The sequence below is a fragment of the Streptomyces paromomycinus genome (assembly GCF_003865155.1).
Taxonomy (GTDB): Bacteria; Actinomycetota; Actinomycetes; order Streptomycetales; family Streptomycetaceae; genus Streptomyces; species Streptomyces chrestomyceticus.
In genome coordinates this window covers 3,606,545-3,622,589 of the sequence record NZ_BHZD01000001.1, presented here as the reverse complement: position 1 = coordinate 3,622,589, position 16,045 = coordinate 3,606,545, and the positions used below count along the sequence as shown (strand labels likewise).

General features: G+C 68.9%; 13 protein-coding genes. 7 read left to right on the top strand and 6 right to left on the bottom strand.

Annotated features, from left to right (window positions below; translation table 11 throughout):
- The first annotated feature begins 134 nt into the window (after positions 1 to 134).
- The 7 genes from OEIGOIKO_RS14730 to OEIGOIKO_RS14700 all read left to right on the top strand — a co-directional run bounded on the left by OEIGOIKO_RS14730 (position 135) and on the right by OEIGOIKO_RS14700 (position 8,190).
- The gene (locus OEIGOIKO_RS14730; RefSeq protein ID WP_125054437.1) at positions 135 to 998 is read left to right on the top strand and encodes a helix-turn-helix domain-containing protein; all 864 of its coding nucleotides are present in this window, start codon (positions 135 to 137) and stop codon (positions 996 to 998) included.
- 10 nt (positions 999 to 1,008) lie between these two features.
- A complete protein-coding gene (locus OEIGOIKO_RS14725; RefSeq protein ID WP_125054436.1) occupies positions 1,009 to 1,197 on the top strand; it encodes a DUF397 domain-containing protein in 189 nt (62 codons plus the stop codon).
- A gap of 1,337 nt (positions 1,198 to 2,534) precedes the next feature.
- Positions 2,535 to 4,154 (top strand): peptide ABC transporter substrate-binding protein, encoded by a 1,620-nt coding sequence (locus tag OEIGOIKO_RS14720; RefSeq protein WP_125054435.1) that lies wholly within the window; start codon positions 2,535 to 2,537, stop codon positions 4,152 to 4,154.
- Between the two features lie 20 nt (positions 4,155 to 4,174).
- Positions 4,175 to 5,098 carry an ABC transporter permease gene (locus OEIGOIKO_RS14715; RefSeq protein WP_125054434.1) on the top strand — a complete coding sequence of 308 codons (924 nt, stop codon included), beginning with the start codon at positions 4,175 to 4,177 and terminating at the stop codon, positions 5,096 to 5,098.
- Positions 5,091 to 6,095 carry an ABC transporter permease gene (locus tag OEIGOIKO_RS14710; protein ID WP_125054433.1) on the top strand — a complete coding sequence of 335 codons (1,005 nt, stop codon included), beginning with the start codon at positions 5,091 to 5,093 and terminating at the stop codon, positions 6,093 to 6,095. Before OEIGOIKO_RS14715 ends, OEIGOIKO_RS14710 begins: the two co-directional genes overlap by 8 nt.
- Before the next feature lie 11 nt (positions 6,096 to 6,106).
- Complete coding sequence (locus tag OEIGOIKO_RS14705) at positions 6,107 to 7,141, top strand: ABC transporter ATP-binding protein (RefSeq protein WP_246177344.1); 1,035 nt, start codon at positions 6,107 to 6,109, stop codon at positions 7,139 to 7,141.
- Positions 7,138 to 8,190, top strand: a complete 1,053-nt coding sequence (locus OEIGOIKO_RS14700; RefSeq protein ID WP_125054432.1) for an ABC transporter ATP-binding protein — start codon at positions 7,138 to 7,140, stop codon at positions 8,188 to 8,190. Before OEIGOIKO_RS14705 ends, OEIGOIKO_RS14700 begins: the two co-directional genes overlap by 4 nt.
- 28 nt (positions 8,191 to 8,218) lie before the next feature.
- Here the strand turns inward: OEIGOIKO_RS14700 and OEIGOIKO_RS14695 are convergent, their stop codons facing one another.
- The 6 genes from OEIGOIKO_RS14695 to OEIGOIKO_RS14670 all read right to left on the bottom strand — a co-directional run bounded on the left by OEIGOIKO_RS14695 (position 8,219) and on the right by OEIGOIKO_RS14670 (position 15,580).
- A complete protein-coding gene (locus OEIGOIKO_RS14695; protein WP_125054431.1) occupies positions 8,219 to 9,208 on the bottom strand; it encodes a PI-PLC domain-containing protein in 990 nt (329 codons plus the stop codon).
- A gap of 97 nt (positions 9,209 to 9,305) precedes the next feature.
- Positions 9,306 to 10,460 (bottom strand): ABC transporter ATP-binding protein, encoded by a 1,155-nt coding sequence (locus OEIGOIKO_RS14690; RefSeq protein ID WP_125054430.1) that lies wholly within the window; start codon positions 10,458 to 10,460, stop codon positions 9,306 to 9,308.
- Positions 10,461 to 10,477: 17 nt separating this feature from the next.
- Positions 10,478 to 11,539, bottom strand: coding sequence for an ABC transporter ATP-binding protein (locus OEIGOIKO_RS14685; RefSeq protein WP_125054429.1), 1,062 nt, complete (start codon positions 11,537 to 11,539; stop codon positions 10,478 to 10,480).
- A gap of 10 nt (positions 11,540 to 11,549) precedes the next feature.
- Entirely contained in the window at positions 11,550 to 12,527 is a 978-nt protein-coding gene (locus OEIGOIKO_RS14680) for an ABC transporter permease (RefSeq protein WP_125054428.1), read from the bottom strand.
- Positions 12,528 to 12,656: 129 nt separating this feature from the next.
- Entirely contained in the window at positions 12,657 to 14,459 is a 1,803-nt protein-coding gene (locus OEIGOIKO_RS14675; RefSeq protein ID WP_125054427.1) for an ABC transporter substrate-binding protein, read from the bottom strand.
- Between the two features lie 89 nt (positions 14,460 to 14,548).
- Positions 14,549 to 15,580, bottom strand: coding sequence for an ABC transporter permease (locus tag OEIGOIKO_RS14670; RefSeq protein WP_125054426.1), 1,032 nt, complete (start codon positions 15,578 to 15,580; stop codon positions 14,549 to 14,551).
- Positions 15,581 to 16,045: the final 465 nt, after the last annotated feature.

The following is a 16,045-nucleotide window of genomic DNA, read 5'->3' as shown; positions in this document are numbered from 1 at the left end:
GAGGCAGCCTCCAGGTGAATGCGTTCCGTGACCGGCGTCATACTCAAGGTAGCGACAGGGGTTGCCTATTCACAACCACATGGGGGGAATGCTGAGTTACGAAATACTGCTCGCGTGCATCGAGGGAGGGACCGATGGGTCTGCGTGCCAATCCCACGTACCGTCAGCGGCGCTTCGGGGCGGAAGTCCGGAAGCTGCGCGAGCGCGCGAAGCTGTCGGTGGGGGAGAGCGCTGCCCTGATGGGGATGCACCAATCGCACATCAGCAACGTCGAGAGCGGCCGTACGAGCCTGTCCGCCGAGCGGCTGCGCCGGCTCGCCGAGGAGGCGGGGGAGCTCGCCACCGGGTACGTGGAAGCGCTGACCGCCCTCGGGCAGCAGGCCGGGAAGGGGTGGTGGAGCCTGTACCGCAACAGCGTCCGGGCCCCGCTGCTGGACTTCGCCGAGCTGGAGGCAGGAGCCGAGTCCATCGTCTGCTACGAACCGCTGTTCGTCCCCGGCCTGCTGCAGACCAGGGCGTACGCGACGGCTGTCCACCGTGGCGGGTACGTGGAGGTGTCGCGCTGTGCGGAGGCGGCGGCGGTGGATTTCCGGATGGAGCGGCAGCGGGTGCTCTCCGGGGAGCGGGTGCCCAGGTTCCATGCCGTCGTTCATGAGGCGGCGCTGCGCGTCACGCTCGGCGGTCGCGGGCTCATGCGAGACCAGTTGCGGCGGCTGCTCGACGCCTGCCGGCTGCCGGATGTGACGCTCCAAGTGCTGCCGTTCGACGGTCCGGTGCCCTTCGGGGCGCCCTTCACCGTGATGATGCCGCCGGTGCGGGAACTGTCGACGGTGGTGGTTCCGCACGTCGAGAATTCCCTGTACTTGGGGGAAGTTGACGCTGTCCAGCGGTACACACGCATGTTCGCTAATCTGACGGAGGCGGCGCTTCCACCCGTGGCGCGGCAGTCCAGGGACTCGGTCAAACTCATCGAGCGACTCCTGTACCCCCTGCTCTAGGAAGGTGTGCATGTCCCGGTTCGACTGGCAGAAGTCCAGCTTCAGCGAGGGGCACACCGAGGCGTGCGTCGAGGTGGCGGTGGGGAGCGGCGGGGGGCGGTGGGTGCGGGAGAGTGCGGAGCCGGGGGTGGTGATTGTGGTGTCTGTGGGGGTGTTGGCTGGGCTGGTTCGGGTGCTTAAGGTGGGGGCGCTCGGTTGATTTTGGGGTTGCGCTTTGCGCGGGGGTTGCGCTTCGCGCGGGGGGTGTGCTGACGCACGGTTCGCGTTGCTTTCGTGGTGGGGGCGGGGGCGCGCAGGGGGCCAACTCCTCGGCATCCTTTAGCTTCAGTGCATCGGATATGTGGGGCAGCGTGCGGACTGCCTGCGGGGATGGCCCCCTACGCGCCCCCTCCGGCCGGTTCGGCGAGCCGAGGTCGGTGGGGGGAGTTTTCGATGGCGCCCGGGTGCGCCTCTCCTGGTGGTGAGGCTCACGGGGTGGTGGCGGCACGGCAGGCCACTCCCCGGCGATGGGACGCGCGCCCCGGGCCAGCCCACCCCGACGCGGCTCCGCCGCGCCACCTGGGCGCTGACGCGCCGGACGCCACCCGGGCACTCGGGCACCCGAACGCTGCCGCGCCGGACGCCACTCGCGCACCCGGGCACTGGCGTGCCGGACGCCACTTGGGCACCCGGGCACTCGGGCACTCGGGCACCGGGGTGCCGGGGCGCACCGGGACGCGCCCGGTTGTGAAAGTCCCCGGCCCGATTGCTCGGAAAGCCGCCATTCCGGTCAGGGCTCGGGGTCGCGCAGGGGTCTCCCCGCAGGCAGTCCGCATACTGGCCCACTATCCGATGCACCGCAGCTAAAGGATGCCGAGGAGTGACCCCGGAGTGGCCCCGAGCCCCCACCCACCGGCCCCACCGCGCAAGACGCGAGCTCACCCCCGGGCTGGGTTTCGCTTGGGCTTGTAAAAAGCCCAGCCCGATCGCTCGGAAAGCCGCCCGACGGCCGGGGCTCGGGGTCGCGCAGGGGTCTCCCCGCAGGCAGTCCGCACGCTGGCCCACGTATCCGATTCACTGCAGCTAAAGGATGCCGAGGAGTGACCCCGGAGTGGCCCCGAGCCCCCACCCACCGGACCCTCCGCGCACGACGCGAGCACCGCACCGGGAGCGTTTGGGCTTGTAGAAGCGCAGCCCGATTGCACGGAATGCCGCCGGACGGCCGGGGCTCGGGGGCGTGCAGGGGGCTCCCCGCAGGCAGCCCGCACGCTGACCCGCGTAGGAAAGGCACGAGGAGTCAAGGGTGCCGTGGGGGTACCCCGGCCGAAGGCTGGGGGAGAGTGAGGCCGCACGGCCAGGCCCGCGAGCCCCCCCACCACCGGCTCCATCGCGCACAACGCGCGCACCCACCAGGGAGTGATGGAGATCGCTCGTACGGGGGGTTCTGGCCCGTGTTGCGCCCTGGTGACGGAGTGTGGCGGGTGTGAGGTGTCAGGTTGGGGCCGACAGGCCGGGACGGTGGGGTGCCCGGGGTCGCAGCTCTGAGGAGGCAGGTCGTTGCGGGGTGCCTGGCGCGTCGGGTCGGCGTTCTTCGCGGCCGCCGTGGTCGTCCTGGCCGCCGGGTGTGGTGGGGGCGGGCAGGATCCGACGGTGATCCGGGCGTCCTGGGGTGACCCGCCTAATCCGGTGGAGCCGGCCAACACCACCGATGTGCAGGGCGGCAAGGTGCTCGATCTCGTTTTCCGTGGGCTGAAGCGGTACAACCCGCGGACCGCGGCGGTGGAGAACATGGTCGCGGAGTCGGTGGAGTCGCCGGATGCGCGGAATTTTACGGTGAAGCTTAAACCTGGGTGGGCTTTTAGTAACGGTGAGAAGGTGACTGCTCGGTCTTTCGTGGATGCCTGGAATTATGGGGCGCTGGTCACCAATCGGCAGCAGGGGGCGCCGTTCTTCAGTTATGTGGAGGGGTATGAGGAGGTGCATCCAGAGGGGGCCGGGGAGAAGCCTACGGCGCGGACGATGCGTGGGCTGCGGGTGCGGGACGAGCTTACTTTTACGGTGCGGCTGAACAAGAAATTCGGGCTGTGGCCGGACATGCTCGGGTACAACGCCTTCATGCCGCTGCCCCGGCTGTTCTTCACCGATCACGACGCGTGGCTGGCGAAGCCGGTCGGCAATGGGCCGTATGCCGTGCAGTCGTATGCTAAAGGTGGGGTCATGCGGCTGCGGAGGTGGGGGAAGTATCCAGGTCCGGACCGGGCGCGGAACGGTGGGGTCGACCTTCAGGTTTATACGGATAATGATACCGCTTATACGGATCTGATGGCGGGGAATCTGGATCTGGTCGATGATGTGCCGGCTCCGCAGTTGAAGCATGTGCACAAGGATCTGGGCGGGCGGTACATCAATCAGCCTGCCGGGATCATTCAGACGTTGTCGTTTCCGATGTATGACGAGAAGTGGTCGAGGGCGGGGGTGGAGAAGGTTCGGCGGGGGATTTCCATGGCCGTTAACCGGCCGGCTATCACCCGGCAGATTTTTCGGGGGACGCGGACGCCCGCGACTGACTGGACCGCTATGGCCTTGGGGGAGCATGGCGGCTACCAGGCGGGACTGTGCGGTGACGCGTGTACGTACGATCCGGTCGGGGCCCGGAAGCTGGTGGCTGAGGGGGGCGGGATTCCGGGCGGATCGATGAAGGTGACGTACAACGCGGACACCGGGTCTCATAAGTTGTGGGTGGATGCGCTGTGCAACAGTGTGAACAAGGCGCTGGGCCGGCATGTGTGTGACGGCGCGCCGATGGGGACCTTCGCCGATTACCGCACCAAGGTCACGGGGAAGAAGATGAGCGGGCCGTATCGGGCCGGGTGGCAGATGGACTATCCGCTGATCCAGACGTTTGTGCAGAGCCAGTACTTCACCGGTGCTTCGTCCAACGACTCGGGCTGGAGCAACAAGGAATTCGACGGGCTGGTGAGCCGGGCCAACGCGGAGAGCGAGCAGCGGCAGGTGAACGAGACATATCACCGGGCCGAGCGGATTCTGGCCCGGGAGATGCCCGCGATTCCGCTCTGGTACCAGAACGGGAGCGGCGGGTACGGGGAGCGGATCGAGAATGTTGCTCTGAATCCCTTCAGTGTTCCGGTGTACGACGAGATCGAGATCAAGGGCTGAGGGGCGGGCGGCGGGCGGTCATGGGGCGTTATGTGATCCGGCGGTTGTTGCAGATGGTGCCGGTTTTTGTCGGCGCCACGTTTCTCATTTTTGTCATGGTGTACGCGCTCGGTGACCCGGTCGCGGCCCTTTCCGGAGACCGTGCACCCGACCCCGCGACGGCCGCGCAGATCCGCCGTGAGCTGCATCTGGACCAGCCGCTGTGGCAGCAGTACCTGCATTACATGGGGCAGATCTTCGGCGGCGACTTCGGGACCACGTTCGACGGGCAGCCGGTGCTGGACAAGATGGGCACGGCCTTTCCCGTGACCCTGCGGCTGACCGCCGTCGCGATCGTCGCGGAGATCGTCGTCGGGGTGACGCTCGGTGTGCTCGGCGGGCTGCGGCGGGGGCGGCTGCTGGACTCCGGGGTGCTGGTGCTCACGCTGATCGTGGTGTCCGTACCGACGTTCGTCAGCGGGTACGCGCTCCAGTACCTGCTGGGCGTGAAGTGGGCGTGGGTGAGCCCGGCCGTCGCGCTGGGCGCGCCGCTGGACGAACTGCTGCTGCCGGGCTGTGTGCTGGCGCTGGTGTCCCTGGCGTACGTCACCCGGCTCACCCGGACGTCGATCGCGGAGAACGCCCGCGCCGATTACGTGCGGACGGCCGTCGCCAAGGGCCTGCCCCGGCGCCGGATCGTCGTGCGGCACCTGCTGCGCAACTCGCTGATCCCGGTGGTCACCTTCATCGGCGCGGACATCGGCACGCTGATGGGCGGCGCGGTGGTCACCGAGCGGATCTTCAACGTGCACGGCGTCGGCTACGAGCTGTACCAGGGCATCGTCCGCCAGAACTCCCCGACCGTCGTCGGCTTCGTGACCGTCCTGGTCATCGTCTTCCTGCTGGCGAACCTGGTCGTCGACCTCCTGTACGCCGTGCTCGACCCGAGGATCCGTTATGCCTGAGCCCGAGCGCCCGGAGTTGTTCCAACCGTCGGGTGTCGGGACGCCGTTGCCCGCCGTCGAGGCGGAGAGCGTGGTCGGGCTCGGCGGGACGCCGGAGGTGCCCGGGGCCCCGGGGGCGCCGCAGGGGACCGGCGTGCAGCCGGGCAGCGGCCGGGCCCGCAGCTTGTGGTCGGACGCCTGGCACGACCTGCGCCGCAATCCGGTCTTCATCGTCTCCGGCCTGCTGATTCTGTTCTTTGTGCTGATCGCGGTCTGGCCGTCTCTGCTGACCGGTACCGACCCGTTGGACTGCGACATCACCTTGTCGCAGGAGGGCGCGCGCAGCGGTCACCCGTTCGGGTTCGACACCCAGGGCTGCGACGTCTTCGCGCGGACGGTGTACGGGGCGCGGGCGTCGGTGACGGTCGGCGTGTGCGCGACGGCCGGGGCGGCGCTCCTCGGCGGGGTGCTGGGCGGGCTGGCCGGGTTCTTCGGCGGCTGGTGGGACGCGTTGCTCTCGCGGGTCGCGGACATGTTCTTCGCCATCCCGATGCTGCTGGGTGGTCTCGTGTTCCTGTCCGTGGTGCCGTCCGGTTCGGTGTGGCCGGTCGTCGGGTTCATCGTGCTGCTGGGCTGGCCGCAGCTCGCGCGGATCGCCCGCGGGTCCGTACTGACCGTCAAGCAGGCCGACTTCGTGCAGGCCGCGCGGGCGCTGGGGGCCGGGAACACCCGGCTGCTGCTGCGGCACCTGGCGCCCAACGCGGTGGCGCCGGTGATCGTCGTGGCGACCATCGCCCTCGGCACGTACATCGCGCTGGAGGCGACGCTGTCCTATCTGGGCGTCGGCCTGAAGCCGCCGACCGTCTCCTGGGGCATCGACATCTCCGAGGCGTCCAAGCAGATCCGCAACGCGCCGCACATGCTGCTGTGGCCGGCCGGCGCGCTCAGCCTGACCGTACTGGCGTTCATCATGCTCGGCGACGCGGTGCGCGACGCCCTCGACCCCAAGTTGCGCTGAGGAGACGGTGGATGACGGCTGAGGGGATGTGGCAGGAGGACGATTCCGGTGACGGAGCGCTGCTGGACGTGCGGGAGCTGAAGGTGGAGTTCCGGACGCGGGACGGGGTGGCGCACGCGGTCAACGGGGTCAGTTACCGGGTGAGCGCGGGCGAGACGCTGGCCGTGCTGGGGGAGTCGGGTTCGGGCAAGTCGGTGACCGCGCAGGCCGTCCTGGGCATCCTGGACACGCCGCCGGGGCACGTCACGGGCGGAGAGATCTTCTTCCGCGGGCGGGATCTGCTGCGGATGGGCGGTGAGGAGCGGCGCAGAATTCGGGGCACCGAGCTGGCGATGATCTTTCAGGACGCGCTGTCGGCGCTCAACCCCGTACTGAGCGTGGGGGCGCAGCTCGGGGAGATGTTCGAGGTGCACCGGGGGATGTCCCGCAAGGAGGCGCGTGGCTGTGCGGCCGAGCTGATGGACCGGGTGCGCATTCCGGCCGCCCGGAGCCGGGTGGGTGACTACCCGCACCAGTTCAGCGGCGGTATGCGCCAGCGCATCATGATCGCGATGGCGCTGGCCCTCGGCCCCGACCTGATCATCGCGGACGAGCCGACGACGGCCCTCGACGTGACGGTCCAGGCCCAGGTCATGGACCTGCTGGCGGAGCTCCAGCGGGAGTACGCCATGGGCCTGGTCCTGATCACCCACGATCTGGGGGTGGTCGCGGACGTCGCCGACCGGATCGCGGTGATGTACGCGGGCCGGATCGTGGAGACCGCCCCCGTCCACGACCTCTACCGGGCGCCCGCCCACCCGTACACCCGCGGCCTGCTCGACTCCATCCCGCGCCTGGACCGCAAGGGCCGCGAGCTGTACGCGATCAAGGGTCTGCCGCCCAGCCTGACCGCGATTCCGCCGGGCTGCCCCTTCCACCCGCGCTGCCCCAAGGCGCGGGACGTCTGCCGTACGGACCGGCCGCCGCTCTACGACGTGGCACCGGGCCGGGCCAGTGCCTGCCACTTCTGGGAGGAGACCGTCAGTGAGCGAGGAGACCGCCGGTGAACGCTGAGGCGGCTGGGCGCGCGGGGGAGGCCGTCCTCGACGTACGGGACCTGGCCAAGCACTACCCGCTGACACGCGGCGTCGTGCTGCGCAAGCAGATCGGCTCCGTCAAGGCCGTGGACACCGTCTCCTTCGCCCTGCGCAAGGGCGAGACGCTCGGGGTCGTGGGGGAGTCCGGCTGTGGAAAGTCGACGGTCGCCAAGCTGCTGGTCGGGCTGGAGAAGCCGACCGGCGGGCAGATCCTGTACCGGGGCGAGGACATCACCAGGCTGTCGGGGCGCGCGCTGAAGGCGGTGCGCCGCAACATCCAGATGGTGTTCCAGGACCCGTACACGTCGCTGAATCCGCGGATGACGGTCGGCGACATCATCGGTGAGCCGTACGAGATCCACCCGGAGGCGGCGCCGAAGGGCGACCGGCGCAGGAAGGTTCAGGAGCTGCTGGACGTGGTCGGGCTCAATCCGGAGTACATCAACCGCTATCCGCACCAGTTCTCCGGCGGACAGCGCCAGCGCATCGGGATCGCCCGCGGCCTGGCGCTGCGCCCCGAGGTGATCGTGGCGGACGAACCGGTCTCGGCGCTGGACGTCTCCGTCCAGGCGCAGGTCGTCAACCTGCTGGAACGGCTCCAGGACGAGTTCGACCTGTCGTACGTCTTCATCGCGCACGACCTGTCGGTCGTCCGGCACATCTGCGACCGGGTCGCGGTGATGTACCTCGGCCGCTTCGCCGAGGTCGGTACGGAGGACGAGATCTACGGGCATCCGACGCACCCGTACACCCAGGCCCTGCTCTCCGCCGTACCGGTACCGGACCCCGAGGCGCGCGCCCGGCGCGACCGCATCCTGCTGAGCGGCGACGTCCCCTCGCCGGCCGATCCGCCGTCCGGCTGCCGCTTCCGTACCCGCTGCTGGAAGGCGCGGGAGCGCTGCGCGCTGGAGGTGCCGCCGCTGGACGTACCGGAGGGCTTCGAGGGGGTGCCCGGCCCGGCCCGGCACGCCTCGGCGTGCCACTTCGCGGAGGAACGGCGGGTCGTGCCGGGCGGGTGACGGGGGTGCGCTGCGCAAGGGCCCGGCTTCAGCTGCCGAAGGGGACGTCGGTGTTGGTGGCCATGCGCCGTTCCGCCGGGTGGCCGGCGACGTGATCCGTGATGGAGGCCAGCGCCTTTTTCACCGAGGAGTCGTCGGTGCCGCAGCCGCCGCGCCACTTGGACGTGCCGTCCGGGTAGCAGGCGGCCCGCAGCCCGTAGATGAGGCTGTCGGCGTCGGCCCCGCCCGCCGTGTACGGCGCCAGCAGCTTGGCGACGTTCTTCTCGTCACCCGTGCCGACCGTCCAGCCGGCGGTCGAGGCGATTTCCTTGCGGCTCCGGGCCTCGGCGCCGGCCCGGAGCTCTGCGACGATCTTGCGGGGGGTGAGGGCGATGCCGAAGAGGCCCTTGTCCATGACGCGTTGGTTCGCGGGGATGCGGGAGCCGTGGGCCGCGAAGGCTTTCGCCACGTCCTCGGCGTTGCCGCTGACGTCGACCCCTTCGAGCGGGCGCAGGCCGGTCGAGACATCCTTCCAGCCGGTGCCGCCCTCGGTACCGTAGAACCCGTAGAGCACGCGGACGCCCTGCTTCTCCACCGTGCGGCGGGCCAGGTCGCGCAGTGCCGCCACCGAGCAGTGCCGCCACTTCGCGTCGTCGCTGCGGCAGTGGTCCGGGTTCTTGATGTCCAGCCAGACGAAGTTGACGCTCCTGCCCTCGCCGCGCCGCTGGGCGATGCGCTGAAGCATGGCCTCCATCGTGTCACCGGCGCTGGTGGGGGTGCCGTCGTGATCCGCCCACCAGCCCTTCTTCCAGGCGGTGGCGTCGATCTCGACGGCGTTGGCGCCGTGCTTCAGCGCCGTGTCCACGCCGTCGGCGGTCAGCACCCGGTGGGCGACGGCGTAGGTGGGGCGCGGCGCGGGCGCGTGGGAGCCGGTGGCTGCTGCGGCGGCCGGGGTGCTCGTACAGAGGAGTGTCAGGACTCCGGTGGTGGCCAGGAGGGGGACGCGGGTGTGTATCCGGGCCGGGGAGCGGTGAGCCATATGTGTCATCTGTCCTTGTGTGGAGCCAGTGCGTCCTCGGCACCTGCCCCGATCGGCTGATCCGACACCGGGGGACGCGGGCCGGGGCCCCGGCCGTTCAGGAACTTCCGTCGGCCGCCTCCGGCCCCGGTACCGCGTCCTCGATCGCCGCCAGCGCCGGGTCCAGCACGATGTCCGCGTCCCGCGCCGCCGTGGTGGGCTCCTCCGGGAAGTGGCAGGCCGTCAGGTGTCCGCCGACGTTGCCGGTGATCTGCACCAGCGGCGGTTCCTCGTCGGCGCACTTGTCGCGCGCCTTCCAGCAGCGGGTACGGAACCGGCAGCCGGACGGCGGGTTGATCGGTGAGGGGACGTCGCCGGCCAGCCGGATGCGTTCGCGGTCCGCCGCCTCCTCCTGCGCGTCCAGCAGCCGGGCCTCGGGGACGGCGGAGAGCAGCGCGTGGGTGTACGGGTGGCGCGGCCGCTGGTAGATCGAGTACCGGTCGCCCACCTCGACGATCTTGCCGAGGTACATCACCGCGACCCGCTGGCTGAAGTGCCGGACGATCGCCAGGTCGTGCGCGATGAACAGGAACGCGATGTTCAGCTCCCGCTGCAACTCCTGGAGCAGGTTGACCACTTGGGCCTGGATGGAGACGTCCAGCGCGGAGACCGGCTCGTCCGCGACGATCAGCTTCGGCTCCAGGGCGAGCGCGCGGGCGACACCGATGCGCTGGCGCTGGCCGCCGGAGAACTCGTGCGGGAAGCGGTTGTAGTGCTCCGGGTTGAGGCCGACGATCTCCAGGAGTTCGCGTACCCGCCGCTCCCGGCCGCCCTCCGGGTCGATGCCGTTGATCTCCATCGGCCCGCCGATGATGGTGCCGACCGTCTGCCGCGGGTTCAGCGACGAGTACGGGTCCTGGAAGATCATCTGGATCTCGGAGCGGACCGGCGCCAGCTCCTTGCGCCCGGCGTGGGTGATGTCCCGGTCCCGGTACGTGATCGAGCCCGCGGTCGGTTCCAGCAGCCGGGTCAGCAGCCGCCCGGTGGTGGACTTCCCGCAGCCCGACTCGCCGACCAGGCCGAACGTCTCGCCGCTGTGCACGGTCAGGTCGATGCCGTCGACCGCCTGCACCGCCCCGACCCGCCGCTTGAACGGGAATCCGGCCATGATCGGGAAGTGCTTGGTCAGGCCCCGGGCGGTCAGCAGCACCTCGCCGGGCCCGGCGGCGGCCGGACGGGGGGCGGGCACGAGGACGTCTTCGGGTGCGCTCATGGTCGTCGCTTCGCTTCCTAGCCCAGCCGGGGCTTGATCTGCTCGGTGAACAGGGTGTGTTTCTGCTCGGGGCCCAGGTGGCAGGCCGCCGCCCGGCCGGGGGCCAGCGGCGGGCGTTCGTCCTGGCAGCGGGTGCCGCCGACCTCGGAGACGAAGCCGCAGCGCGGGTGGAAGGGGCAGCCCGGCGGCGGGGCGAGCAGGCTCGGCGGGGTGCCGGGAATCGGTGTCAGCGGCTCCTCCACGCTCGCCGACAGCCGCGGCATCGAGCCCAGCAGGCCCCAGGTGTACGGGTGCCGCGGCTCGGTGAGGATCTCCTTGACGGTGCCGCGCTCGACGGCCCGCCCGGCGTACATCACCAGCAGTTCGTCGGCGGTGTTGGCGACCACGCCCAGGTCGTGGGTGATCAGGATGATCGCCGAGCCGAACTCCTGCTGGAGATCTTTGAGCAGGTCCAGGATCTGCGCCTGCACGGTCACGTCCAGCGCGGTGGTGGGCTCGTCGGCGATCAGCAGCGACGGGTTGCACACCAGCGCCATGGCGATCATGGCGCGCTGCCGCATGCCGCCGGAGAACTGGTGCGGATAGTCGTCCACCCGCAGCGTCGGCTGCGGGATGCCCACCTTCTCCAGCATCTCGATCGCGCGCTGCCGGCCCTCGCGCTTGCTCGCGCCGGTGTGCTTGACGAACGGCTCGGCGATCTGGCGGCCCACCGAGTAGTACGGCGACAGCGCCGTCAGCGGGTCCTGGAAGATCATCGCCATCTTGTTGCCGCGCAGCTTCTCCAGGTCCTTCTCCCGGGCGCCGGTCAGCTCGTCGCCGTCCAGCAGGATCTCGCCGGTGATCGTCGTGTAGTTGGGGCTGTGCAGGCCCAGGATGGCGAGGTTGGTGACCGACTTGCCGGAGCCGGACTCGCCGACGATGCCGAGGGTACGGCCGCGCTCCAGGTCGAAGGAGAGGTCGTCGACGGCCTTGACGACGCCGTCCTCGGTGGCGAACCGCACGTACAGGTCGCGTACCGACAGGAACGGGGCCGAGGCGGCCGGGGCCGGTGCGCCCGCGGGCTGGGTGAGTGTGGACACGGGGCCTCTCCTAGGACAGCCGCACGCGCGGGTCGATGAACGCGTAGCAGGCGTCCACCACGATGTTGAACAGGATGATGAAGGTCGCGGCGAACAGCATCACGCCCATGGTCATGGGCAGGTCGGTGTTCTGCACCGACTTCACGGCGAGGGTGCCCAGACCGGGCAGCGCGAAGACGTATTCGGTGATCATCGCGCCGCCGAACAGCGACCCCAGGTCGATGCCGAAAATGGTCACGATGGGAATGAGCGAGCCACGCCAGGCGTAGCGGAAGAAGACCGTACGGGACGCCATTCCTTTCGCCTTGGCGGTCCGTACGTGGTCCTCCTGCAACTGTTCGATCATCGACGAGCGGGCCATCCGCGTGTACTGCGCGGTGAAGATGACGGACAGCACGCACCACGGAATGATCAGCCCCAGGAACCAGCCCACGGGATCGTCCAGGAGCGGCACGTACTTCGGCTGACCGAACCAGCCGAGGTTGTAGACCAGCAGCGCGAGCACGATCGGCCCGATGAAATAGATCTGCATCGAGGAGAGCACCAGCGAGGACGAGCTGAAGATCTTGTCGATGAGCTTGCCCTGTTTCCAGGCGGCGATCATTCCGGTGCCGACACCGACGCCCAGGAAGACCGCGGCGGCGCCGATGGTCAGCGAGACGGTGGTGGGGAAACGGTCCACGATGGTGTCCCAGACGGGGTCGCCGTTGGCGAAGGAATAGCCGAAGCAGGGCGCCGGACAGTGCCCGACGGCGAAATCCCGTCCGGTGACGATCCCGGACATGAACAGCCAGTACTGGACCGGTACGGGTTTGTCGAGCCCGAGATTCTTGTGGATCATTGCGATGGCGTCAGGCGTGCAGTTCTTTCCGCAGGCCAGCAGCGCGGGATCCCGGGGGGCGGCGAAGAAGAGGAAGAACGTGAACGCGCTGATGATCAGCAGGATCACGATCGCGCCGAGGGACCGGCGGAAGAGAAAACGCAGCATGGCGGTCGCAGCTCTCTTGGGCAGCCAGAGGGTCGGGAGTGCGCCGGGCCGGTGCGCCCGCCCGGGACGGCGGGCACACCGGGCGCGGGCGGCGCACGGCGCTCGGACGGCGCCGGGGCGCCGGCTCCGCTACTTCTTCACGTAGAGCTTGGTCGGGTCGACGGAGCTGATGATGTCGTTGTTGACGACGCCGCCGACGTGGGAACCGTGCAGCTGGACCTGCTTGTAGTAGAAGGTCGGCAGCTGCGGCAGGTCCTCCTTGAGGATCTTCTCGCCGAGGGCGAACCAGTCGTGCGCCGCCTGCTTCTGGTCGGTGAGCTGGGAGATCCGGTCGATCTCCTTGTTGACCGCGGGGTTGTTGTAGTGCGAGTAGTTCGGCGCGTTGTCCTGGATCTGCCGGCCGTCGTAGACCGGCGGGATCACGGTCAGCGAGCTGGGCCAGTCGGCGCCCCACGCGGACGGGTAGATGTCGAACTGGTTGTTGACCTTGCCGATGATGTCGTAGTACGTGTCCGACGGCAGGTCCTTGTTCTGCACGTCGAAGCCGGCCTTGCGCAGGTTGTCGGCGACCGCGACGGAGTACTTCTGCGGCTCGGGCGCGTTGGTGTACGCGAAGGTCAGCTTCATGCCGACCTTGCCGGCCTCCTTGAGCAGCTGCTTGGCCTTCTCCACGTCGCCCATCGGCTTCTTGAGCTTGCCGTACGGGTCGATGTCCTTGTGGCCGGTGAGCGTCGGGCTGATGTAGCTGCCCGCCAGCTCGCCGCCGCCCGGCGTGCCGTACGCGTCCAGGATGGCCTGGATGGGGATGGCGTGGGCGATGGCCTCGCGGACCTTCTTGTCCTTCAGGCGGCTCATGTTGAAGTTGATGGCGCCGACGTAGGGCTGGTAGCCGGAGGTGGAGCGCTTCTTGACGTCCGGGTCGTTGGCGACCTGCTGGAGGCTGGCGGCGTCGACCTGGTTGTTGAAGCTGATGGCCGCCTTGTTGTCGGCGCTGTCGGACATCAGCCGCTGCGTCGAGTCGGGGTAGGAGACGCCGAACTGGATGTCGAACTTGTCGACGTACTGGTGGCGGGTGATGTCCGTCTTCGGGTCCCAGTTGGCATTCTTGACCAGGGACATGCCCTTGCCGGACTTGAACGACCCCGGCGCGATCTTGTACGGCCCGGAGGAGACCGGGTTCTTGTCGTACCGCTCCTTGGTGTCGCCCTTCTCCGGGACGACGGCGTAACCGGCCATGGCCAGCGCGTACGGGAGGTCACCGACCGGCTTCTTGAAGTGGAAGCGGACGGTGCTCTCGTCCGGGGTCTCCAGGACGCTGTCGGGCAGGTGCTTGCCGCCGTACGGGCCGCCGGGCAGCAGCTTGCGGTACTCGTTGCCCTCCGCGTCGGCCAGCCAGCGCTGCACGTACGTCGGGCCGTTGGAGATGAAGTTGGCGAACTGCCGCTCGAAGGTGTGCCGGATGTCCTTCGACGTGATCGGCTGGCCGTTCTCGAACTTCAGGCCCTTCTTCAGGGTGTACGTCCAGGTCCGGCCGCCGTCGGTGGACTTGCCGCTGTCCGTCGCCAGGTCGCCGACGACCGTGTACTTCCCGTCGTTGTCCAGGTGGTAGGAGGTCAGCCGGCGGAAGATCAGCGTCGAGAGGGTGCCCTCGTCGCTGACGTAGATCTGCGCCGGGTCCAGGTGGTCGTAGGTGTCGCGCTGGTAGACCTTGATCGTCCCGCCGGGGGCCGCGCCGGGCACCGCCTCGGCCGGCCCGGTGGACGCCTTGGCGTCGCCGAAGGCGATCTGGGCGCGCTGGCTCTCGGCCTCCTTGCGGCCCTGGTCGTCCTTCGCCCCCTCGCCGGCCCCGCTGCTGCAGGCGGTCAGGACCAGTGCCCCCGCGGACAGCGCCACGACGGTGGCGCGCGCTCTGTGCGTACGGAGTGTCTTCATGGTGGTGGATGCACCTGCCTGTCGTAGTTCCGTGGCCGCTGCCTGACGTGTGCGGTGCTGGGGTGGCAGCACCCCCCGTGGAACACGGTTCACCGGGCGCGCTTCGGGTCGAAGGCGTCCCGGACGGAATCCCCGAGGAGGTTGAAGGCGACGATGAAGAGCACCATCGCGATGCCGGGGAAGAACAAGTACGTGATGTCGTTGCGGTAGTAATCGGCCGCGTTGGCGAACATCCGGCCCCAGTCGGGGGTGGGCTCGACCAGGCCGACGCCGAGGAAGGACAGGCCCGCGATCGAGGTGACGAAGTTGGGCAGCATGTAGGTCGTCTGCACCAGGATCGGTGTCATGACGTTCGGCAGCAGCTCCCGCCGGATGATGCGGGCCGGGGAGGCGCCGCTGACCTTGGCGGCGTCGACGAACTCGCGCTCGCGCAGCGACAGGGTGGTGCCGCGCAGCAGCCGGGCCAGGCTCATCCAGCCCAGGAACCACAGCACCAGGATCAGAATGAGACAGCGCATCCAGGTGGCCATCGCGTCCTCGGGGGCCACGAAGATCGCGCCGACCACGGGGACGAACGCGACGAAGAAGAGCTGGTTGGGAAAGGCCATCAGCAGATCGATGAGGCGGCCGATGAAGTAGTCGACGCGGCCGCCGAAGTATCCGGCGGCCACTCCCATGACGATTGCCGTGAGCACCGAAACGAGAGTGATGGCGACGGAGAGGTAAAGGGTGGTCCGGATGCCGTAGACGAGTTGCATGAACACGTCACGCCCGAGGGTGGGTTCGATTCCGAACCAGAATTCCGAGGAGATGCCTCCGTTCGGCTGCGCCGGATATCCGTTCACCAGCAGACCCGGAGTGATCTGTCCGTACCGGGTGTACGGATCCTTCCCGTACAGCTTGGAGATCAGCGGGGCGAGCAGACCGATCAAGAAGAACGCGATGACCACGCAGCCGCTGATCACTCCGGTCCGGTCGCGCTTGAACCTGATCCACATCAATTGGCCGGGGGAACGGCCGACCAGTTCCCCGCCCTTGCGGTCCTTGACTTTCCGCAGCCCTTCGGGTCCGAGTCCGGAGGGATCGGTCTGCGTTACCGCGGTCTGGGACGGACTGGTCATCGCGAAGTTCCCCCGCACCGAGTTCACTTGCAACAGGAAGCGGAGCTGATTCGCACCGCTGGTTGAGCGGACTTTGGCAAGTGATTTATGGCCCAGTCAAGAGGACGGCGAACGCTCGGTGGGGCGGTGTCCTCTTCTTGAGCGAAGATTGCGCAGATTGACGCCATGGCGTGCTTGACAGCGGTACGCGGCGTACGGCATGGGCGACATATCCCGCTCAACGTCCGTAACGACGGGGCAACTTGACTGTCGTCACGCCGATATACGGACGCGCCATACTCGACAGCGTACGGCCGTGCGGGTGCCGTGAACCGGCCGGGGTGGCCCTGTGATCACCCCGGCCGGCGGCGGCCCGCCCGCCGTCCGCCGTCTGCTGCCGCGCGGTTGTCGCGGTGCGGTGGGTGGAGTAGACCTGTCCGTGCGGGGGCAGGGGGTGGGCCACGACATGGGGCGGAGAAGGGCTCG

Bases quoted from the DNA above. Each gene is read 5' to 3' on its own strand.
- OEIGOIKO_RS14710 (WP_125054433.1), top strand. From the start codon at position 5,091: ATGCCTGAGCCCGAGCGCCCGGAGTTGTTCCAACCGTCGGGTGTCGGG.
- OEIGOIKO_RS14730 (WP_125054437.1), top strand. From the start codon at position 135: ATGGGTCTGCGTGCCAATCCCACGTACCGTCAGCGGCGCTTCGGGGCG.
- OEIGOIKO_RS14690 (WP_125054430.1), bottom strand. From the start codon at position 10,460: ATGAGCGCACCCGAAGACGTCCTCGTGCCCGCCCCCCGTCCGGCCGCC.
- OEIGOIKO_RS14715 (WP_125054434.1), top strand. From the start codon at position 4,175: ATGGGGCGTTATGTGATCCGGCGGTTGTTGCAGATGGTGCCGGTTTTT.
- OEIGOIKO_RS14670 (WP_125054426.1), bottom strand. From the start codon at position 15,580: ATGACCAGTCCGTCCCAGACCGCGGTAACGCAGACCGATCCCTCCGGA.
- OEIGOIKO_RS14675 (WP_125054427.1), bottom strand. From the start codon at position 14,459: ATGAAGACACTCCGTACGCACAGAGCGCGCGCCACCGTCGTGGCGCTG.
- OEIGOIKO_RS14705 (WP_246177344.1), top strand. From the start codon at position 6,107: ATGACGGCTGAGGGGATGTGGCAGGAGGACGATTCCGGTGACGGAGCG.
- OEIGOIKO_RS14695 (WP_125054431.1), bottom strand. From the start codon at position 9,208: ATGGCTCACCGCTCCCCGGCCCGGATACACACCCGCGTCCCCCTCCTG.
- OEIGOIKO_RS14680 (WP_125054428.1), bottom strand. From the start codon at position 12,527: ATGCTGCGTTTTCTCTTCCGCCGGTCCCTCGGCGCGATCGTGATCCTG.
- OEIGOIKO_RS14725 (WP_125054436.1), top strand. From the start codon at position 1,009: ATGTCCCGGTTCGACTGGCAGAAGTCCAGCTTCAGCGAGGGGCACACC.